This is a genomic window from Pseudomonas sp. WC1, assembly GCF_050586565.1.
Lineage (GTDB): Bacteria > Pseudomonadota > Gammaproteobacteria > Pseudomonadales > Pseudomonadaceae > Aquipseudomonas.
In genome coordinates this window covers 16,395-33,423 of sequence record NZ_JBOBDQ010000012.1, presented here as the reverse complement: position 1 = coordinate 33,423, position 17,029 = coordinate 16,395, and the positions used below count along the sequence as shown (strand labels likewise).

Below are 17,029 nucleotides of genomic sequence, written 5' to 3'. Positions count from 1 at the left end.
TGGCACAATCAGGTCTCCACTCGCCGCCCAGGAACCAGCATGCCACGCGTACTGACCATCGAAGACGACGCTGTCACCGCCCAGGAAATCGTCGCCGAACTGTCCAGCCACGGTCTGGAAGTCGACTGGGCCGACAATGGCCGTGAAGGCCTGGCCAAGGCCATCGCCGGCGGCTACGACCTGATCACCCTGGACCGCATGCTGCCCGAGGTCGACGGCCTGACCATCGTCACCACCCTGCGCAACCTGAAGATCGCCACGCCGATCCTGATGATCAGTGCGCTGTCGGACGTCGACGAGCGTGTGCGCGGCCTGCGCGCCGGCGGTGACGACTACCTGACCAAGCCGTTCGCCTCCGACGAGATGGCCGCCCGGGTCGAGGTGCTGCTGCGCCGCAATAGCGTGCCGATGACCCAGACCCGCCTGCAGGTCGCCGACCTCGAGCTGGACCTGATCAGCCACGAAGCCCGCCGCGGCGAACAGGCGCTGAACCTGCTGCCCACCGAGTACAAGCTGCTCGAGTACCTGATGCGCCACTCCGGCCAGGTGATCACCCGGATGATGATCTTCGAGGAGGTCTGGGGCTACCACTTCGACCCTGGCACCAACCTGATCGACGTGCACATCGGCCGCCTACGCAAAAAAATCGACTCGCCCGGCCAGAACCCGCTGATTCGCACCGTGCGGGGCTCCGGCTATGCCATTGCCGAACCCGTCTAAGGGCTGGAGCTCCTCCACCAGCCGTCTGCTGGCGCTGTACAGTTTCCTGTTCGTGGCCTGGAGCAGCATCCTCATGGGGGTGCTGTACTTCGAGGTCACCAGCTACCTGAACAAGCTCACCCGCCACTCGATGCTGCAACGCCAGCACCTGTTCGCCCACATGAGCGGCAAACAGCTGGACGACGCGCTGGTGGCAAGCCAGGCCTTCGAGGAACGCAGCTTCGACGCCTACGGCCTGTTCGACGCCCAGCTCAACCCGATCGGCGGGCGCATCCGTGCAATACCCTCGGAGCTGGGTCTTGACGGCAAGGTCCATGAGCTCAAGCGATGCCTGGACGCCGACGACCCCCACCTGCCCCGCGACAGCTGCGATGCCGTGGCGATCAAGGTGCAGGACGGTCGCTGGCTGGTGCTGGTGCGCGACAACGGCTCGCTGTTCGTGGTGACAAGAATCATCCTCGATGCCCTGCTCTGGGGTATCTCGCTGACCTTGATCCCTGGCTTTGCCGGCTGGTACCTGCTGCGGCGCCGGCCGCTCAAGCGCATCCGCGCAATCCAGGCCCAGGCCGAGCTGATCGTCGCCGGTGACCTCACCCACCGCCTGCCCCTGTCGGCCCGGCGCGACGAATTGGACATGCTTGCCGCCATCGTCAACGCCATGCTCGACCGCATCGAGCGGCTGATGCACGAGGTCAAGGGCGTCTGTGACAACATCGCCCACGACCTGCGCACGCCACTGACACGCCTGCGCGCCCAGCTCTACCGCATCCGCCAGCAAAGCAGCAGCGACTCCGCTGAAGGCGCGGCGCTGGACCAGGCGATTGGCGAGACCGACACGCTGATGGCACGCTTTCGCGGCCTGCTGCGCATCAGCGAACTGGAAGACCGCCAGCGCCGCGCCGGCTTCGTCCGGCTCGACCCGCAGGGGTTGCTGGTGGAGCTTCATGACTTCTACCTGCCGCTGGCCGAGGATGGCGGTATTCGCCTGCACCTGGAGCAGCCTGCGCAGTTGGCGGCGCTGCATGGCGACCGGGAGTTGTTGTTCGAAGCCCTGGCCAACCTGGTGGGCAATGCCATCAAGTTCACCCCCGAAGGCGGACAGGTGCGTATCGTCGCCAGCGAGTACGAGGCCGGCGTGCATATTGCAGTCGAGGACAGTGGGCCGGGGATCCCGGCGGATGAGCGCGAGGCGGTGTTGAAGCGCTTCTACCGCAGCGAGGAAGGCCATCGCCACGCGGGGTTCGGGCTGGGGCTGTCGATCGTCGCGGCGATTGTCGACCTGCATGGGTTCGGGCTGGAAGTGGGGGCCAGCGAGCTGGGTGGAGCGAGATTGGTGCTGCACTGCCCATTGGCTGGGGTTGCTCAATAAAGAGAGGGGGCGCTTTGCGGCCCTTTCGCCGGCAAGCCGGCTCCCACAGGGACCGCGCATGGCCTGAATGTAGAAGCCACCGCGGCGAAAGGGCTGCGCAGCAGCCCCTCTGGCGATCAGTCAGCCAGGCGCCAGGTAGTGGTGCCCTTGCTGTCTTCCAGCACCACGCCCATGGCGGCCAGGTGGTCGCGGATGCGGTCGGATTCGGCCCAGTTCTTGTCGGTGCGCGCCTGCAGACGCGCCTGGATCAGCGCCTCCACTTCGGCGGCATCGACCTTGCCCTCTGCACCGGCGCGCAGGAAGTCATCGGCTTCCAGTTGCAATACACCCAGCACATCCCCCAGCTCGCGCAGACGACCGGCCAGGCCGGCGGCGGCCTCGGGGTCGCTGTCACGCAGGCGGTTGATCTCGCGCACCAGGTCGAACAGCACCGCGCAGGCCTCAGGCGTGCCGAAGTCGTCGTTCATCGCCACGGTGAAGCGCTCGACGAACGCCTCGCCACCCTGGGCAGCCACGCGCGGCAGGCCACGCAGCGCATGGTAGAAACGCTCGAGCGCGCCCTTGGCGTCGCGCAGGCTGTCCTCGGAGTAGTTGATCGCGCTGCGATAGTGGCTGGCCACCAGCAGGTAACGCACCACTTCCGGGTGGTACTTGTCGAGCACGTCGCGGATGGTGAAGAAGTTGTTCAAGGACTTGGACATCTTCTCGCCATTGATGCGGATCATGCCGCAGTGCATCCAGGCGTTGGCGTATTGCTTGCCGGTGGCCGCCTCGCTCTGGGCGATCTCGTTCTCGTGGTGCGGGAACTCCAGGTCGCTGCCGCCACCGTGGATGTCGAAGCTCTCGCCCAGGCAGCAGGTGGACATCACCGAGCACTCGATGTGCCAGCCCGGACGGCCCGGGCCCCACGGTGAATCCCAGTACGGCTCGCCGGGCTTGACGCCCTTCCACAGCACGAAGTCCAGCGGGTCCTGCTTGGCCTCGTCGACTTCGATACGCGCGCCGATGCGCAGGTCTTCGATCTTCTTGCGTGACAGTTTGCCGTAGCCGACGAACTTGCCGACCCGGTAGTACACGTCGCCATTGCCCGGCGCGTAGGCGTAACCCTTGTCGATCAGGGTCTGGATCATCGCGTGCATGCCGGGGATATGGTCGGTGGCACGCGGCTCCAGGTCCGGCTTGAGGATGCTCAGGCGGCGCTCGTCCTCGTGCATCGCGTCGATCATTCGGGCGGTCAGCGCGTCGAACGACTCACCGTTCTCGTTGGCCCGGTTGATGATCTTGTCGTCGATGTCGGTGATGTTGCGCACATAGGTCAGTTCATAGCCGCTCTTGCGCAGCCAGCGGGTGACCAGGTCGAAGGCCACCATGCTGCGGCCGTGGCCCAGGTGGCAATAGTCATACACGGTCATGCCGCACACGTACATGCGCACCTTGTTGCCGTCCAGCGGCTTGAAAACTTCCTTGGTCTTGCTCAGCGTGTTGTAGATGGTAAGCACGAAGGTTCCTCAGCTGCCCCACGAGTCGCGCAGGGTCACGGTGCGGTTGAACACCGGGCGACCCGGCTGGGAGTCTTTCAGGTCGGCGCAGAAGTAGCCTTCGCGCTCGAACTGGAAGCGGTCTTCCGGTTGGGCCTGGCCCAGGGAAGGTTCCGCGCGACAACCGCTGAGCACCTGCAGCGAATCGGGATTGATGTTGTCGAGGAACGTGCCGCCGTCTTCGGTCTTCTCTGGGTTGGCCGAGCGGAACAGACGGTCGTACAGACGCACTTCGCACTCGATGCTGCCTTCAGCCGGCACCCAGTGGATCACGCCCTTGACCTTGCGGCCTTCGGGGTTCTTGCCCAGGGTGTCCGGGTCGTACGAGCAGCGCAGCTCGACGATGTTGCCTTCGGCGTCCTTGATAGCCTCGTCGGCGCGGATCACGTAGCTGCCGCGCAGGCGCACTTCACCGGCCGGCTCCAGGCGTTTGTAGCCCTTGGGCGGCTCTTCCATGAAGTCGTCGCGGTCGATGTACAGCTCGCGGGCGAACGGCAGCACGCGCACGCCCATGTCTTCCTTCGGATGGCGCGGCAGTTCGAGCTGCTCGACCTGGCCCTCGGGGTAGTTGGTGATGACCACCTTCAGCGGGCGCAGCACGCACATGGCGCGCGGCGCGGTGCGGTCGAGGTCGTCACGGATGCTGAACTCGAGCATCGCCATGTCGACCACGCCGTCGGAACGGTTGGTGCCGATCATCTCGCAGAAGTTGCGGATCGAAGCCGGGGTGTAGCCACGGCGGCGGTAGCCCGACAGGGTCGACATACGTGGGTCATCCCAGGCGCTGACATGCTTTTCGTCGACCAGTTGCTTGAGCTTGCGCTTGGAGGTGATGGTGTAGTTCAGGTTCAGGCGGCTGAACTCGTACTGGCGCGGGTGCGCCGGCACCGGCAGCTTGTCGAGGAACCAGTCGTACAGCGGACGGTGGCTTTCGAACTCCAGGGTGCAGATCGAGTGGGTGATGCCTTCGATGGCGTCCGACTGGCCGTGGGTGAAGTCGTAGTTCGGGTAGATGCACCACTTGTCACCGGTTTGGTGGTGGTGGGCATGGCGGATACGGTACAGGATCGGGTCGCGCAGGTTCATGTTCGGCGAGGCCATGTCGATCTTGGCACGCAGCACGCGCTCGCCGTCCTTGAACTCGCCGGCCTTCATGCGGGCGAACAGGTCGAGGTTCTCCTCGACGCTGCGCTCGCGGAACGGGCTGTTCTTGCCTGGCTCGGTCAGGCTGCCGCGGTATTCCTTGGCCTGCTCGGGGGTCAGGTCGCAGACGTAGGCGTTGCCCGACTTGATCAGCTCCACGGCCCAGGCGTGCAACTGGTCGAAGTAGTCGGATGCATAGCGCACCGGGCCTGCCCACTCGAAGCCCAGCCACTTGACGTCACGCTGGATGGAGTCGATGTACTCCTGGTCTTCCTTGGCCGGGTTGGTGTCGTCGAAACGCAGGTGGCAGGCGCCGCCGAATTCCTTGGCCAGGCCGAAGTTGACGCAGATCGACTTGGCGTGGCCGATGTGCAGGTAGCCGTTGGGCTCCGGCGGGAAACGGGTGACGATGCTCTGGTGCTTGCCCGCGTCCAGGTCGGCCTGGACGATCGGCCGCAGGAAGTTCACAGGGACGGCGGGGGCGCCTTTGGCAGGGGCGTTTGGCGCGTTGTCGGCAGTGGGCTTGCTCATAGTGTCCTTGAATGCAGGTAGCCGGCCGGGTAGGCCGATTGAATCAAAGGGCCTATCATAGCCGAAGCAGTCAAGCTGCTGACAGCCGGAGCACCGACAAAGTGGCGCGTTTTGTCGCCGCAGCGGTCTACAATCCGGCACAATGGCGCCCCAGTGGCGTGTGCCGCGGCTGCCTGATCCTGCGTCAGGTTGTCCGAGCGCAGCGCGCACCCTATTTCCCGAATGCCTTGAAAGAGCGAATTTTCAGCATGTCCAAAGTCAAACTGAGCACCAACCACGGCGATATCGTCCTGCAACTGAACGCCGAGAAAGCCCCGCTGACCACCGAGAACTTCGTTCAGTACGTCAAGGACGGCCACTACGATGGCACGGTGTTCCACCGCGTGATCAAGGGCTTCATGATCCAGGGCGGCGGTTTCGAGGCTGGCATGAGCCAGAAGAAAACCCGCGCCAGCATCCAGAACGAAGCCGACAACGGCCTGAAGAACACCAAGTACAGCATTGCCATGGCTCGTACCATGGAGCCGCACTCGGCCTCCGCGCAGTTCTTCATCAACGCCTCCGACAACGACTTCCTCAACCACAGCGGCAAGAACGTCCAGGGCTGGGGCTACGCGGTGTTCGGTGAAGTGATCGAAGGCAAGGAAATCGTCGACGCCATCGAAAAGGTCGCCACTGGTTCCAAGGCCGGCCACCAGGACGTGCCGAAGGACGACGTGATCATCGAGAAAGCCGAGATCATTGAGTGATACTGCTGATCTCCGATCTGCACCTGCAAGAAGAACGCCCGGACATTACCCGGGCGTTTCTTGATCTGCTCGACGGCCGCGCCCGCCACGCCAAGGCGCTGTACATCCTCGGCGATTTCTTCGAGGCCTGGATCGGCGACGATGCGATGACGCCCTTCCAGCAGTCGATCTGCCAGGCCCTGCGCCGGCTGAGCGACAGCGGCACGGCGATCTACCTGATGCACGGCAACCGCGACTTCCTTATCGGCCAGGCGTTCTGCGACGCCGCGGGCTGCACCCTGCTGGCCGACCCCAGCGTGGTCGAGCTCGGTGGCGAGGCGGTATTGCTGATGCACGGCGACACCCTGTGCACCCGTGACGTGGCCTACATGAAGCTGCGCCGCTACCTGCGCAACCCGCTGACCCTGTGGATCCTGCGGCACCTGCCGCTGGGCACGCGGCACAAGCTGGCACGCAAGCTGCGCAGCGAAAGCCGCTCGCAGACACGGATGAAGAGCACCGAGATCGTCGATGTCACCCCCGAGGAAGTGCCCAAGGTGATGGCCGCCCACGGCGTGCGCACCCTGGTCCACGGCCACACCCATCGGCCGGCGCTGCACAAGCTGGTGGTCGATGGCCAGCCGGCACGGCGTATCGTGCTGGGCGACTGGGACCGGCGTGGCTGGGCGTTGCAGGTTGATGAACAGGGTTTCCAGCTGGCCCCGTTCGACTTCTCCTGAAACATCGCGGGTCTCCCCCGCGATGTCTTCACCGGCACTATTGGGCGCTGACCACCCGCCCCTTGTCCCGCTCGCTGATCACATACTGCCGATACTGCGGATCAGCCTTGATCTGCGCCTCGGTGAACGGTATCGGCGCCAGTTGCTTGGCCGCGAAAGCTCGCGTCTGGTCAGCGGCATGCGCCGACGCCCGCTCGCTCGACAGCGAGAAAGCCAGCAGCCCTTGGGCCTGAGGGCCGTGCTCGGTAAAACTGACCACTTGCAGATAGCTCGAACCACTGACCACCAGGCGCTTGCCCGGCCCTACCGGCACACTGACCATCGCGTTGTAGACGCCCAACGCCTGCGGCCCGCCGGGCACCGGCGTGCCATCGGCGGCCTGCTGGATCTGCCCCCAACGCTGGTCGGCGGCGATACCGGCCTCCTTCACCTGCGCCAGCGAGTCCAGCGCCGCTTCGTGCAGCAGCTTGCGCACCGCGGCCTGCTCCACCGCCAGGCCACGAGGCGTGTGCAACGGGTCGGCCGGATCGAACGGCACGCGCCAGCTTTGCGGATGCTCGGCCAACGCGCCTGCGATGTTGATGAAATGAACCAGGCCGATGCCGCTATCCGGATCGGCCTTGCCGGTCCACGCCTGCAGACTGGCACACACCGACTGTATGTCCGCCTCCACGCCCTTGCACCATTGCAACAGGTCCGGCATCAGCAGGCTGGCCTGGTACACCTCGTCATCGAACACCATGTGCTGCAGCTCGGCGCTGCCCAGCTTGCCCTTGCCTTGCAGGCGCTGCAGGGCAAAGCGGCTACGCAGGCCCAGGGGCTGGTCGGCACGGCTGACCAAGGGCGAGAAGCCGGTCAACGGCTGGGCCGGGTTGGCCATCCACGCCGAATCGTTGGCGTGCTGTACATAATCGCGCCGCTCCAGGCTCGGCAGCAGGTTGGCCGGGAAGATCCCTGGCTGGGCCGCCTGCGCATCCACCTTCCATTGACAGGCACTGCGCGAGCCGTCGAGCACCACCAGCGGGCCCGACGCGCCCGGGTTGCTGCACTGTTCCAGCATCCCCTGGTCGACATAGGGCACCACCGACTGATTGAGGTACAAGGCCTGGCCAGCAGCGTCCACTGCCAAGGTGTTGACCCAGGGGATGCCCTGCAGCTCGCCCACCGACGCCTTCAGCGCCTGCAGGCTGTCGGCACGGTTGATCCGGTACCACTGCTGCAATACCCGGGTGTTGTCGAGGTTGGCGTCACGCAGGCTGTAGGCGGCGTGATTGTCCCAATCCAGACGGCCGGGCCATTGCACCACAGGGCCAAACTTCGACAGGTGAATCGTGCGTTCGACCTGGCTGAGCGTACCGTCCTCACCCTTCACCGTGACCGTCAGCAGCTTGCGCTCCAGCGGCAGCGACTGGCCGTCATACAGGTAGCGGGTGGCGTCCTTGGGGTCCAGTTGCAGGCGGTAGAGGGTGAAGTGCTTGGAGGTGTCGACCGTGTGGGTCCAGGCCAGGTGCCGGTTGAAACCGATATTGACCACCGGCAGGCCCGGCAAGGCCGCGCCCATCACATCCAGTTGCCCGGGGATGGTCAACTGCATCTGGTAGAAACGCAGCCCACCGACCCACGGGAAGTGCGGGTTGGCCAGCAGCAACCCACGGCCATTGGCCGAACGTTCGGCGCCCACGGCCACGGCATTGCTGCCACGCTCGGCGGCGAACTGCGCCTGTCGCGCCAAGGCCACGCTGTAGTCGACCACCGGGCGCTGCGCCGCCAGCTTGGGTGGCGTCGCGGCGACCACGGCCTCGACGAATTGCCCCACACCGCCCTCGGCCAGCAAGCGCCGGGTCAGCTTGACCAGATCGCGACTGGTGATCGGTCGTAGCCACTCCCCTGCCCCGCACTCGGCCGGCAGCCCCTCGGCCCGTCGTTCACCCAGGGCACGGTTGTAGCCGTTGGCATAACCATCAAGCAGGTCGCGCACCGCCACCGGCTGCGCCTTGAGGAAACTGTCTACCGCCGCAGGCTCGTTGAGCCAGGTAAAGAACAGGTCGCTGGAGAGATTGTCACGCTGCTCGACCGTCTTGCCGTCGGCACCGAAATAGCGGGAGCGCTCGCCATTGACGGTCAGTACTTCGCCAGCCAGCAGGCACAGGTTGTCCTGGGCATAGGCGTAGCCGATGCCGTAGCCCAGGCCGCGCTCGTCCTTGGCCAGGATGTGCGGCACGCCGAAACTGGTGCGCCGGATCTGCGCGGAGGCATCACCATCGACCTCGCGCGCCTGCAGGGTCAGGCTGGAAGCGACCAGGGCGGCGGCAAGGCCCAGGCGAAACAGGGGAAGAGGGATCACAGGCACTCCTCGTGCTTATCGGGGTCATCCCGAACAGACGAATGGCCAGATGAAAATTTTACGTTCGACGCAGTGCTGCAACGTTCTCAACAGAACGTGTCAGATTTTTTTCACCGAGGGTTGCAGTTTTGTCGAGCTCAAACGTCTTTAGATGTGAGGCACCCATGATTTCGGGACAGTCCACGAAAAGGAGCATTCACATGTACAACCCGCAACAATCGCTAGCGGCGCAGCCTGCACCCAGCCAGGCCGCCGCCTCCCAGGAGGAACGCGTGGGCAACGAACAGATCCGCGAGCTGCTGCGCGCCTACGGCCTGCGCACCAGCCTGATCCGCCTGAAGGTCATCGACGCCCTGCACACCGCCGGCCGCAATGGCCGCAGCATTGGTGTGCGTGGCGTGCATGCGCAACTCGAGCAGCTGGATATCCCGCTGTCGTTCCTGAGCGTGCGCGAGGTGCTCAAGCGCCTGTGCAGCGAAGGCGTGATCAACCTGGGCAGCGACAAATGCTACAGCCTGAACCCTCAGGCCCGGGCCGTGCTCGAGCAACCCGCCTCGCGCTGAGCGCATGGCCGGCAAGGATATGCCGGCCCGCCTGCTTCAGGGTTTCACCTTGCGCCGCAGGATCCCGTTGATCACCACCACGACCACCGCAATGGCGATGGCGACGTACTGGAATGTCTGCTCGCTGATAGTGCCCTGCTTCTGCAGGTAACTTAGGCCAAGCATGATTCCCAGGACCACCAGGATGATCAGGATCGAATATTTCAGGCGCTGCACGTGTGTCATCGGAGGTTCCTTGCGACATCGGGGACATGAGGCTCCAGCGGAGCCGACGCCATGATACCTCGGCCGCTTTCCCCTCGCTGCAGTTCCTGCCGGCTCCCAACGCAGCAATCCCCTCTTTCCTGCCCCTGCCCCACGGTAGCGTCGAGATGCGCCCGTATGTGCATGTCTAGGTAAGCTACCCACTAAGCCATCATGGAACCCTTTCTCTAGATGGTTTGGGGCCTGCAGCGCAGGGGTGAAGGCATTTCCTACCTCAAGGCGTCCAGTTGCCCGCAAACAACAGACAAGGACGACTACAAGCCCCGGTCCGCTTCGCGCCTAGCGACCCTTTCCGTCGCTGTTCGAAAATCTGGCCACGCCACGCGGACCTCCCCGTGGCAACCCACGCCGCAGCCCATCGGGACCTCGGCGCCGGCCAAACCCAATGACGGAAGGAACCATTTCGTGGAAATGCCAGACCTGAGCAACATCGACCTCACCCAACTGCCTCAGTCGCTGCAGGCACTGATCGAATGCATCGGTTTGGACAACGCCTACCGGCTGACCCATGCCTTTGGCGGACGCCCCAAGTACATCCCCAAGCATCGCCAACGCACCAAACTGGCCGATGTGTTGCCGTCCGAGGCGCTCGATGCGCTGATCCAGCGCTTCGCCGGCCTTGCCCTGGAGATCCCCAAGTCCGACCACTTCCAGCGCCAGCTGCGCAACCAGCAGATCCAGCGGGAGAGCGCCAGCGGGCTGTCACGCAGCCTGCTCGCCGACAAGTATGGGTTGAGCCTGCGACAGATCGGCAACATCCGTCGACAGGCGTAGCCACGGCAACCTCGAACTACTTTTCGCCGTCCTCGAGTGGTGTGCTCCACAGCACCAGCTCGAGCGCCGCGGCAATCTGGATACGGTGGTCGGCAAAGGGAATGGGCAGCATGTCCTGGGCGCGCTCCAGGCGCCGGAGCAAGGTATTGCGATGCGTACCCAATACTTCGGCGGTCTGGATCAGAAATCGCGCTTGTAGAAGATATCCAGCGAGCTGGCCAGGCCGCTGGCGGCTTCCAGGTAGACCTTCTTGCTGAGCTTGTAGCGCAAGGCAATGGTATTGGCCGGCTCGAACACGCCCACGCCATAGCGCAGGCTCAGGCGCTCGGTGAGGTTGCCGCTGGCCACCACGCTGGTCTTGTTGCCCGTGCCCTGGGTGTCGAGCTGGAAGTCGTCGATGCCCAGGTTCGAGGCCAGGCCGCCAGTCAGACCGGCGCTGCCCATCAACCCCAGCCCCAGCGCCGCCTCGGCGAGCATGTTGCTGTCTTCGCCGGAGCTGTTCAGCGGGCGACCCAATACCAGGTAGGACAACGCCTGCTCCTGGCTCATCGCCGGCTCCGAGAACACCTTGGTGGTCGGCTGCTCGGCGCTGCCGCTCAGGCGGATGCCGGCGATCACGTCGTCGACCTGGCGGATCGCCTCGATGTCCAGGTACGGCTGGTCGATGGGGCCGGCGAACAGCAGCCGCGCGCGGCGAATGGTCAGCTTCTGCCCGTAGGCGCGGTAGCGTCCATCGGCCAGGCTGAGCTCGCCCCGGGTATCGAGGTTGTCGCCGATATGCACGTGCCCCAGCAGGTTGGCGGTCAGGCCGAAGCCCTTGAACGACAGTTTTTCGCTGCCGACATCGACATCGATGTCCATCGCCACCGCCATCGCCGGCTTGCCCTGCTCGGTCTGGTGGCCGACGATCACCGTGTCGTCCGAGACCTTGACCGTCGACGGCGGCAGCTCGCGCACGGTGATCTTGCCCTTGGGCACCTGCACCTTGCCGGTCACCGCAAGCTTGTCGTCCACCAGGCGAATACTCAGGTCGGGCGCCACTTCCAGCGCCGCGTAGGGCTCGACGCTGACAGGCAGTTGCTGGCCTTGCAGGCGTAGGTCCATGCCCAGCGCCTGGCCCCAAGTCATATGCCCGGTCAGTTGCCCACGCCCTGCCGCGCCACTGCGCCAGTTGCCGTTCAATTGCACCTGCTCACCAGCGATCAGCGCCTGCAGCGACAGGTCCTCCAGGCTCACCGGCAACTCCGCGCCGCTGACCTCGCCGCCACTCAAGGCCAGGCTACCATTGACCTGGGGCGCAATCAGGCTGCCGGACAGACGCCCGCTGCCGTTGAGCTGGCCGGCCAGGCGCTCGACCATCGGCAGGAACGGCCGAATGACGGACAGCTCAAGCCCGGCCAGGCGGAAATCACCGGACAACGGCTTGTTGCGGCCCAGGGGATCAAGGCGGATGCTCACATTCAACTCGCCCAGGCGCTCGCCTCGGAAGTCCAGGCGGGTGTCGACCCGGCGTGGCGCCAGGGTGCTGTCCAGGCGCAGCACCTGATAGGGGAAGTCGACCCAGCGGTCCTTGTCGCGTACCCGCAGGGTGCCGCCGCCGGCATCGACGCGGATACTGCCCTTGGGCCCGCTGGCCGGGATGTCGAGGTTGATGTCGGCGTTGAGCAGGCCCTGCCAGGCGAAGTCCTTGGGCAGCCACTGCGCCAGGCTGTCCAGCGGGAACTGCTTGAGGTGGTAGCGCAGGCGCGGCTCCGGCGCCAGGCGCTGGTCCTCGCCGCACAGGCTGGCCTGGCCGGAACGCCAGCAATGGGCGCCGAAATCGAGCTGACCGCTGGCCAGGCGCTGCAGGCGCGCCGGGGCCTGCAACTGCCAGTCTTGGCCGCCGGCCTGGATCCGCCCGCTGGCCAGGCGACCACGCCAGTCACCCTTGGCCAAGGCGCCATCCAGCGCCAGGTCGAGCTTGAGTTGCGGGCCGTCGAGGGCCAGGGTGGCAGCCTGCTGGCGAAGATCGCCCTTGCCTTGCACATCAAGACTGCCCAGGGCGGTATCACCCACCCGGATACCGCCGGCCTTGAGCGTCACCTGGCCACGCTGGGCATTGTCCAGCCGGGCATCCAGGTCCAGTCGCTGCACACGGTTGTCGGCCTGGCCCAGCTGTTGCCCCTGCAGGGTCAGGGTGCCTTGCGGCGCGGCCAGGGTGCCGGCCAGGTCCAGACGGCCCTTGGCCTGCCCTTGCAGCTGTGGCCAGAGCTGGCCCAGGCGCGGCAGGTCGAGGTCGATTCGCCCGACCAGGCGCTGCTGCACGCTGGCGCTGCCATTGATGCGGTTGTCGCCCAGCTGCACCGCCAGGCTGCCCAAGGTCCAACGCTCGCCCGCGCCTTCGGCGTCGACCTTGACCAGCGCCGGCTGGCCGCGCAGGCGCCCTTTGAGGTCCAACTGAGCCTTGAGCGTCAGTTGCTCGTGCTTCAATTCGCCCTGGCTGCGCAGCGGGCCGGCCAGGGTGCCGGGCAGCTCCGCCAGCCAGTAAGCCGGGTCCAGGGCCGACAGTTGCAGGTCGACATCCCAGGCCAGGGTGTCGGCAAAACGCAGCGCGACACTGCCGGCGGCCTTGCCCTGCCCGGCGCTGAGCAACAGTTGCGACAGGCGTACCTGACCGAGGTCGCCGTCGAACGGGCTGGCCAGGCTGAAGGCGCCGGCCGGGCCGTCCAGATCGCCGTTGACCACCCCTTTGTAGCTGCCGTCGCGGTACTGCACCTGGGCGTTGAAGCGCTTGAGCGTGACCTGGGGCGCCGTCTCCAGCGGGTACAGGCGCAACCAGGGGAAGTCCAGCCAGTCGAGGCTGGCATCGGCGCTCAGGCCTTGCTGCCAGTCGGCGCTGGCCTGCAGCTTGAGGCGTTGCTGGTCGCTGGCGTTCAGGTCCAAGGCATCGAGCCGGGCACCCTTGGCATCGACCTTGCCGGCCAGCACCAGGCCGATCGGCCCTTGCTCGGCGGGCAGCGTGGCCGAGCCGGACAGCTGATAACCCTTGAGCAAGTCACCCTGGGCATCGAGCCGCAGCTGGTCGAGTTGCAGGGTGTCGGGCAGCTCGGCGGCGGGTTTGAAGCTGTCCGCGCGAATGCTCAGGTGGGCCGGCAGGTGCTCGGCCAGGGCCTGCAGCTCACCGCTCAGCCGTGCGTCCAGATAGCCACTGCTGGTGGCGTCGACGGCAAGGGACTTCTGCAACTCGCCCTTGGCGCTCAACGCCAGTTGCCAAGGCTTGCCATCGACCGCGGGCAGTTGCAGCGTACCTTGCAACTGCAGCGGCCAGTCGCCTTGGGGCGTAAGGTCGCCCTGCACGTCCAGGCGCAGGTCGTCGCGGCGCAGTTGCAGGCTGTCCACGCGCAGGCCGCTCGCAGTCCAGTGCGCGGCCAGGCTAAGGTCGCCCAGCAGGTCGCTGCCATCCAGGCGCAGCTGGCCCAGCTTGACCTCGCCCAGCTCAATGGCCAACGGCAGATTCAGCATCGGCAGTTGCAGCGGGCCGCTATCGGGCTTGTCCTCGCCCGGGGCGAAGGCCATGTCGATACGCTCGGCCTGCAGACGCTCGACGCACAAGGTGGCGCGCAGCAGGCAGGCTGGCGACCAGTCCAGTTGCGGGGCCTGCACCTCGACACGGTCTTCGCCCGCCGTCCAGCGCAGTTGGCTGGCCTGCCAACTGCCGCCGAGGCGTCCGGAAAAATCGCTGACTTGCAGCCCCGGCACCAGGCCCAGCACCCAGCGGCTGCCGCCCTGGGTACCCAGCACCAGGCCCAGCGCCAGGACGATCAGCAACAGCAGGCCCAGCAGTGCCAGCAGGATGGGTTTGACTACACGCGTCACAGCTCAGGCCCCATGGAGAAGTGCAAACGAAAACCACCGTCGTCATCCAGGGCGCGGGCCAGGTCCAGGCGCAGCGGCCCCACCGGCGACACCCAGCGCACGCCGATGCCGACGCCGGTCTTGAGGCTGGGCAGTTCCAGCGAGTTGAACGAATTGCCCTGGTCGATGAAGGTAGCCAGGCGCCATTTCTCGGCAATCGAGTACTGGTACTCGGCGCTGCCGGCCACCAGGTAGCGCCCACCGATGCGGTCGCCCTGGTTGTTCTTCGGTGACAGCGACTGGTAGTCGTAGCCGCGCACGCTCTGGTCGCCACCGGCGAAGAAGCGCAGTGACGGCGGGATGTTCTGCTGGTAGCCATTGGTGGCACTGCCGCCGAACTGCACGCGGCCAAGGAAGCGATGGTTCTGGCCCAGGGTGGTCAGGCCCTTGAGCAGCACGTTGCCGTGGATCAGGTTGGTGTCCGAACCCAGGCCCTCCTTGGCCGTCTGCAGGTCGAACTGCAGGCGATAGCCATTGTGCGGGTCGATGCGGTTGTCGCTACGCAGGTAGGAGAAGCTGACACCCGGCATCAGCAGGTTGCTCAGCCCCGAGTCGTCGCCCAGGCGATACTCCTCGCGCTGGTACTTGAGCGAAATCACCCGCTGCCAGCCGCTGGGCAGCTTGCTGTGCCACTCCGGGCCGACGGTGAGCAGCTTGCTCAAGGTATCGGTGCCGGAAATCTCCTCGTTCTGGTAGCCGCCGGCGAAGCGCAGCTTGTCGGTGAGCGGCGGGTCCAGCGGAACGTCGTACCACAAGCCGACGTTCTGCCGGGGCGCCGACAGCTCGGTTTCCCAGCCGTAGCTGTGCCCTTGCGGGTTGACCCAGTGGCGGGTCCAGTTGGCCTTGCCGCGCGGGCCGACGTCGGTTGAGAAACCCAGGCCCAGGCCTAGGGTGCGTGGCTTGCGGGTGTCGAGGTGGACGTCCACCGGGATGTCCTCGCCGACTGCGGCGGTGGGCGCGGCGTCCACGCGCACGCTGTCGAAGTAGCCGCTGGACTGCAGGTCGTTGTTGAGTTCGGCGATCAGTTCCGAGTCGTACGGGGTGCCGGGCTTGAACCCCACCATGCGCTGCAGCAGGTCGTTGTCCAGCGGCGCATCGCCACCGAAGCTCACCGCGCCAAGGCGGTAGCGCGGGCCGCTCTGGTAGACCAGTTCGATGTCGGCCACACCGGCCTGCGGATCGACCGCCAGGCGCTGGCGCTCGAAGCGCCCGGCGAAGAAGCCGTAGCGCGAGGCCTGGTTCTGGATCAGCCGCTTGGCGTCCTCGTAGGTGCCATGGTTGAGCTGCTCGCCCGGACGCAGCGCCTTGCTGTCGGGAATGCGGAACCCCCTGAGCTCGCTGGCCGGCCCTTCGATACGCACGGTCACGTTGCGCAGGCGAATCGGTTCGCCGGGCTCGACCTGGATGATCAGTTGCGGTGGCTTGTCTTTTTCGGCCGGCGCCTTGACCTCGGTCTCGACCCGCGCCTGGTAATAGCCCAGGGCCTGGGCCGCCTTGCGCGCCTGCTCCTCGGCCCCCCGGCTGAAGCGCAGCAAGGCCTCTTCGTCGCGATCACCCAGGCTGCCGATATACCCTTCGATATTGGACTTGAGCGCCTTGTTGGCGGGTTTGACCCGCACCAGCAATTCGCTCTGCGCCCATGCCATGGAGCTGGCGGCCAGCAACAGCAGGCCCCAGCCAAGTCTTCCTGAATACGTCATGCGCGGCATGCTACCAGAGCGCAACGGCCAAGGGGCTTTCAGAAAACGCCTGTCACAGGTTCGCTACCCTCGACGAGCGCGGGTTGGGATGGAAGAACACCCGCTCACGGATCGGCCCCACGGCGATCTCGCCGATCTCTTCATAACCCTGGCGCTGGTAGAACGCCAGGTAGTGCGCATTGCCGGTGTCCAGCACCACGCCCTCGGTACCGGCGTCCTCGGCGCACCAGTCATGCACGGCCTGCAGCAGTTGCTCGCCGTAGTGCTGGCCCTGGAACTGCGGATGCACGCCCAACAGCGGCAGCACATGCACCTTGTCCCCCGGCAGGCAACCGGCCAGCGCGGCCTGGTAATCCAGGTAGCGGCGGGTGCAGCGCAGGCCGGTGCCGAGGATCATGCGCAGGCGCCAGGCCCAACTGTCGGCCACGCCGAGCCGGCGTTGCGGCGGCACGATCAGCGCCAGGCCGATCAGGCGATCCTCCAGCAACAGGCCGATCGCCGGCAATTGCAGATAAAAGTGCTGGCGCACCCACTCGCGCACCATCACCCGCAGGCGGCGCTCGTACCCGGGGCGCTGGGCCTCGAACAGCCAGGCGAAGGTCGGTTCGTGGCGGTAGGCATGGTAGAGCAGCGAACGCGCCTCGCGGGCGTAGCCGGCGTCGAGCAGGCAGATCCGGGCCGGGGCGGCGATGTCGTCGGGCATTGCGGGCAGTCCTCCTGG

The 17,029-nt window shown here is 65.8% G+C and carries 13 protein-coding genes and 1 pseudogene; 6 read left to right on the top strand and 8 right to left on the bottom strand.

All coding sequences use genetic code 11. The features are described 5' to 3' along the window. Nucleotides 1–39: 39 nt before the first annotated feature. Together ACQ4OD_RS07990 and ACQ4OD_RS07985 are read left to right on the top strand one after the other, a co-directional pair. Nucleotides 40–720, top strand: a complete 681-nt coding sequence (locus tag ACQ4OD_RS07990; protein ID WP_038706001.1) for a response regulator transcription factor — start codon at nt 40–42, stop codon at nt 718–720. Beyond that, nucleotides 698–2,089, top strand: coding sequence for a sensor histidine kinase (locus tag ACQ4OD_RS07985; protein WP_430944136.1), 1,392 nt, complete (start codon nt 698–700; stop codon nt 2,087–2,089). The genes ACQ4OD_RS07990 and ACQ4OD_RS07985 overlap by 23 nt, the downstream gene beginning before the upstream one ends. A 116-nt stretch (nt 2,090–2,205) precedes the next feature. Here ACQ4OD_RS07985 and cysS read toward each other — a convergent pair whose 3' ends face one another. Then, the gene (cysS, locus tag ACQ4OD_RS07980; RefSeq protein ID WP_430944135.1) at nt 2,206–3,588 is read right to left on the bottom strand and encodes a cysteine--tRNA ligase; all 1,383 of its coding nucleotides are present in this window, start codon (nt 3,586–3,588) and stop codon (nt 2,206–2,208) included. Between the two features lie 9 nt (nt 3,589–3,597). After that, nucleotides 3,598–5,301 carry a glutamine--tRNA ligase/YqeY domain fusion protein gene (locus tag ACQ4OD_RS07975; protein WP_430944134.1) on the bottom strand — a complete coding sequence of 568 codons (1,704 nt, stop codon included), beginning with the start codon at nt 5,299–5,301 and terminating at the stop codon, nt 3,598–3,600. Between the two features lie 248 nt (nt 5,302–5,549). Here ACQ4OD_RS07975 and ACQ4OD_RS07970 point away from each other — a divergent pair, with 248 nt between their 5' ends. Both ACQ4OD_RS07970 and lpxH read left to right on the top strand, forming a co-directional pair. Continuing rightward, nucleotides 5,550–6,050, top strand: a complete 501-nt coding sequence (locus ACQ4OD_RS07970) for a peptidylprolyl isomerase (protein WP_102682321.1) — start codon at nt 5,550–5,552, stop codon at nt 6,048–6,050. Then, complete coding sequence (gene lpxH, locus ACQ4OD_RS07965) at nt 6,047–6,769, top strand: UDP-2,3-diacylglucosamine diphosphatase (protein ID WP_102682322.1); 723 nt, start codon at nt 6,047–6,049, stop codon at nt 6,767–6,769. The genes ACQ4OD_RS07970 and lpxH overlap by 4 nt, the downstream gene beginning before the upstream one ends. A gap of 37 nt (nt 6,770–6,806) precedes the next feature. On the opposite strand, the gene ACQ4OD_RS07960 is transcribed toward lpxH, so the two are convergent. After that, nucleotides 6,807–9,113: an acylase gene (locus ACQ4OD_RS07960; protein ID WP_430944133.1), complete on the bottom strand. Its 2,307-nt coding sequence runs from the start codon at nt 9,111–9,113 to the stop codon at nt 6,807–6,809. 200 nt (nt 9,114–9,313) lie between these two features. Here ACQ4OD_RS07960 and ACQ4OD_RS07955 point away from each other — a divergent pair, with 200 nt between their 5' ends. Continuing rightward, entirely contained in the window at nt 9,314–9,676 is a 363-nt protein-coding gene (locus ACQ4OD_RS07955; protein WP_102682323.1) for a fe2+ zn2+ uptake regulation protein, read from the top strand. Nucleotides 9,677–9,712: 36 nt separating this feature from the next. Here the strand turns inward: ACQ4OD_RS07955 and ACQ4OD_RS07950 are convergent, their stop codons facing one another. Beyond that, complete coding sequence (locus tag ACQ4OD_RS07950; RefSeq protein WP_023632313.1) at nt 9,713–9,901, bottom strand: hypothetical protein; 189 nt, start codon at nt 9,899–9,901, stop codon at nt 9,713–9,715. A 444-nt stretch (nt 9,902–10,345) separates the two neighbouring features. Between ACQ4OD_RS07950 and ACQ4OD_RS07945 the strand changes: the two genes are divergently transcribed. After that, on the top strand, nt 10,346–10,714 hold the full coding sequence (locus tag ACQ4OD_RS07945) for a Mor transcription activator family protein (protein ID WP_139670908.1): 369 nt from the start codon (nt 10,346–10,348) through the stop codon (nt 10,712–10,714). Nucleotides 10,715–10,832: 118 nt separating this feature from the next. On the opposite strand, the pseudogene ACQ4OD_RS07940 reads toward ACQ4OD_RS07945, so the two are convergent. The 4 genes and pseudogenes from ACQ4OD_RS07940 to ACQ4OD_RS07925 form a co-directional block, all read right to left on the bottom strand. Further along, nucleotides 10,833–10,877, bottom strand: a pseudogene (locus tag ACQ4OD_RS07940) (hypothetical protein); the annotation flags it as partial. Between the two features lie 17 nt (nt 10,878–10,894). After that, complete coding sequence (locus tag ACQ4OD_RS07935; RefSeq protein ID WP_430944132.1) at nt 10,895–14,569, bottom strand: translocation/assembly module TamB domain-containing protein; 3,675 nt, start codon at nt 14,567–14,569, stop codon at nt 10,895–10,897. Beyond that, complete coding sequence (locus ACQ4OD_RS07930) at nt 14,566–16,308, bottom strand: autotransporter assembly complex protein TamA (RefSeq protein WP_430944131.1); 1,743 nt, start codon at nt 16,306–16,308, stop codon at nt 14,566–14,568. Before ACQ4OD_RS07930 ends, ACQ4OD_RS07935 begins: the two co-directional genes overlap by 4 nt. 52 nt (nt 16,309–16,360) lie before the next feature. After that, the gene (locus tag ACQ4OD_RS07925; RefSeq protein ID WP_102682350.1) at nt 16,361–17,011 is read right to left on the bottom strand and encodes a GNAT family N-acetyltransferase; all 651 of its coding nucleotides are present in this window, start codon (nt 17,009–17,011) and stop codon (nt 16,361–16,363) included. Between the last annotated feature and the right edge of the window lie 18 nt (nt 17,012–17,029).

Bases quoted from the DNA above. Each gene is read 5' to 3' on its own strand.
- ACQ4OD_RS07990 (WP_038706001.1), top strand. From the start codon at position 40: ATGCCACGCGTACTGACCATCGAAGACGACGCTGTCACCGCCCAGGAA.
- ACQ4OD_RS07985 (WP_430944136.1), top strand. From the start codon at position 698: ATGCCATTGCCGAACCCGTCTAAGGGCTGGAGCTCCTCCACCAGCCGT.
- ACQ4OD_RS07975 (WP_430944134.1), bottom strand. From the start codon at position 5,301: ATGAGCAAGCCCACTGCCGACAACGCGCCAAACGCCCCTGCCAAAGGC.
- ACQ4OD_RS07970 (WP_102682321.1), top strand. From the start codon at position 5,550: ATGTCCAAAGTCAAACTGAGCACCAACCACGGCGATATCGTCCTGCAA.
- ACQ4OD_RS07955 (WP_102682323.1), top strand. From the start codon at position 9,314: ATGTACAACCCGCAACAATCGCTAGCGGCGCAGCCTGCACCCAGCCAG.
- ACQ4OD_RS07950 (WP_023632313.1), bottom strand. From the start codon at position 9,901: ATGACACACGTGCAGCGCCTGAAATATTCGATCCTGATCATCCTGGTG.
- ACQ4OD_RS07930 (WP_430944131.1), bottom strand. From the start codon at position 16,308: ATGACGTATTCAGGAAGACTTGGCTGGGGCCTGCTGTTGCTGGCCGCC.
- ACQ4OD_RS07925 (WP_102682350.1), bottom strand. From the start codon at position 17,011: ATGCCCGACGACATCGCCGCCCCGGCCCGGATCTGCCTGCTCGACGCC.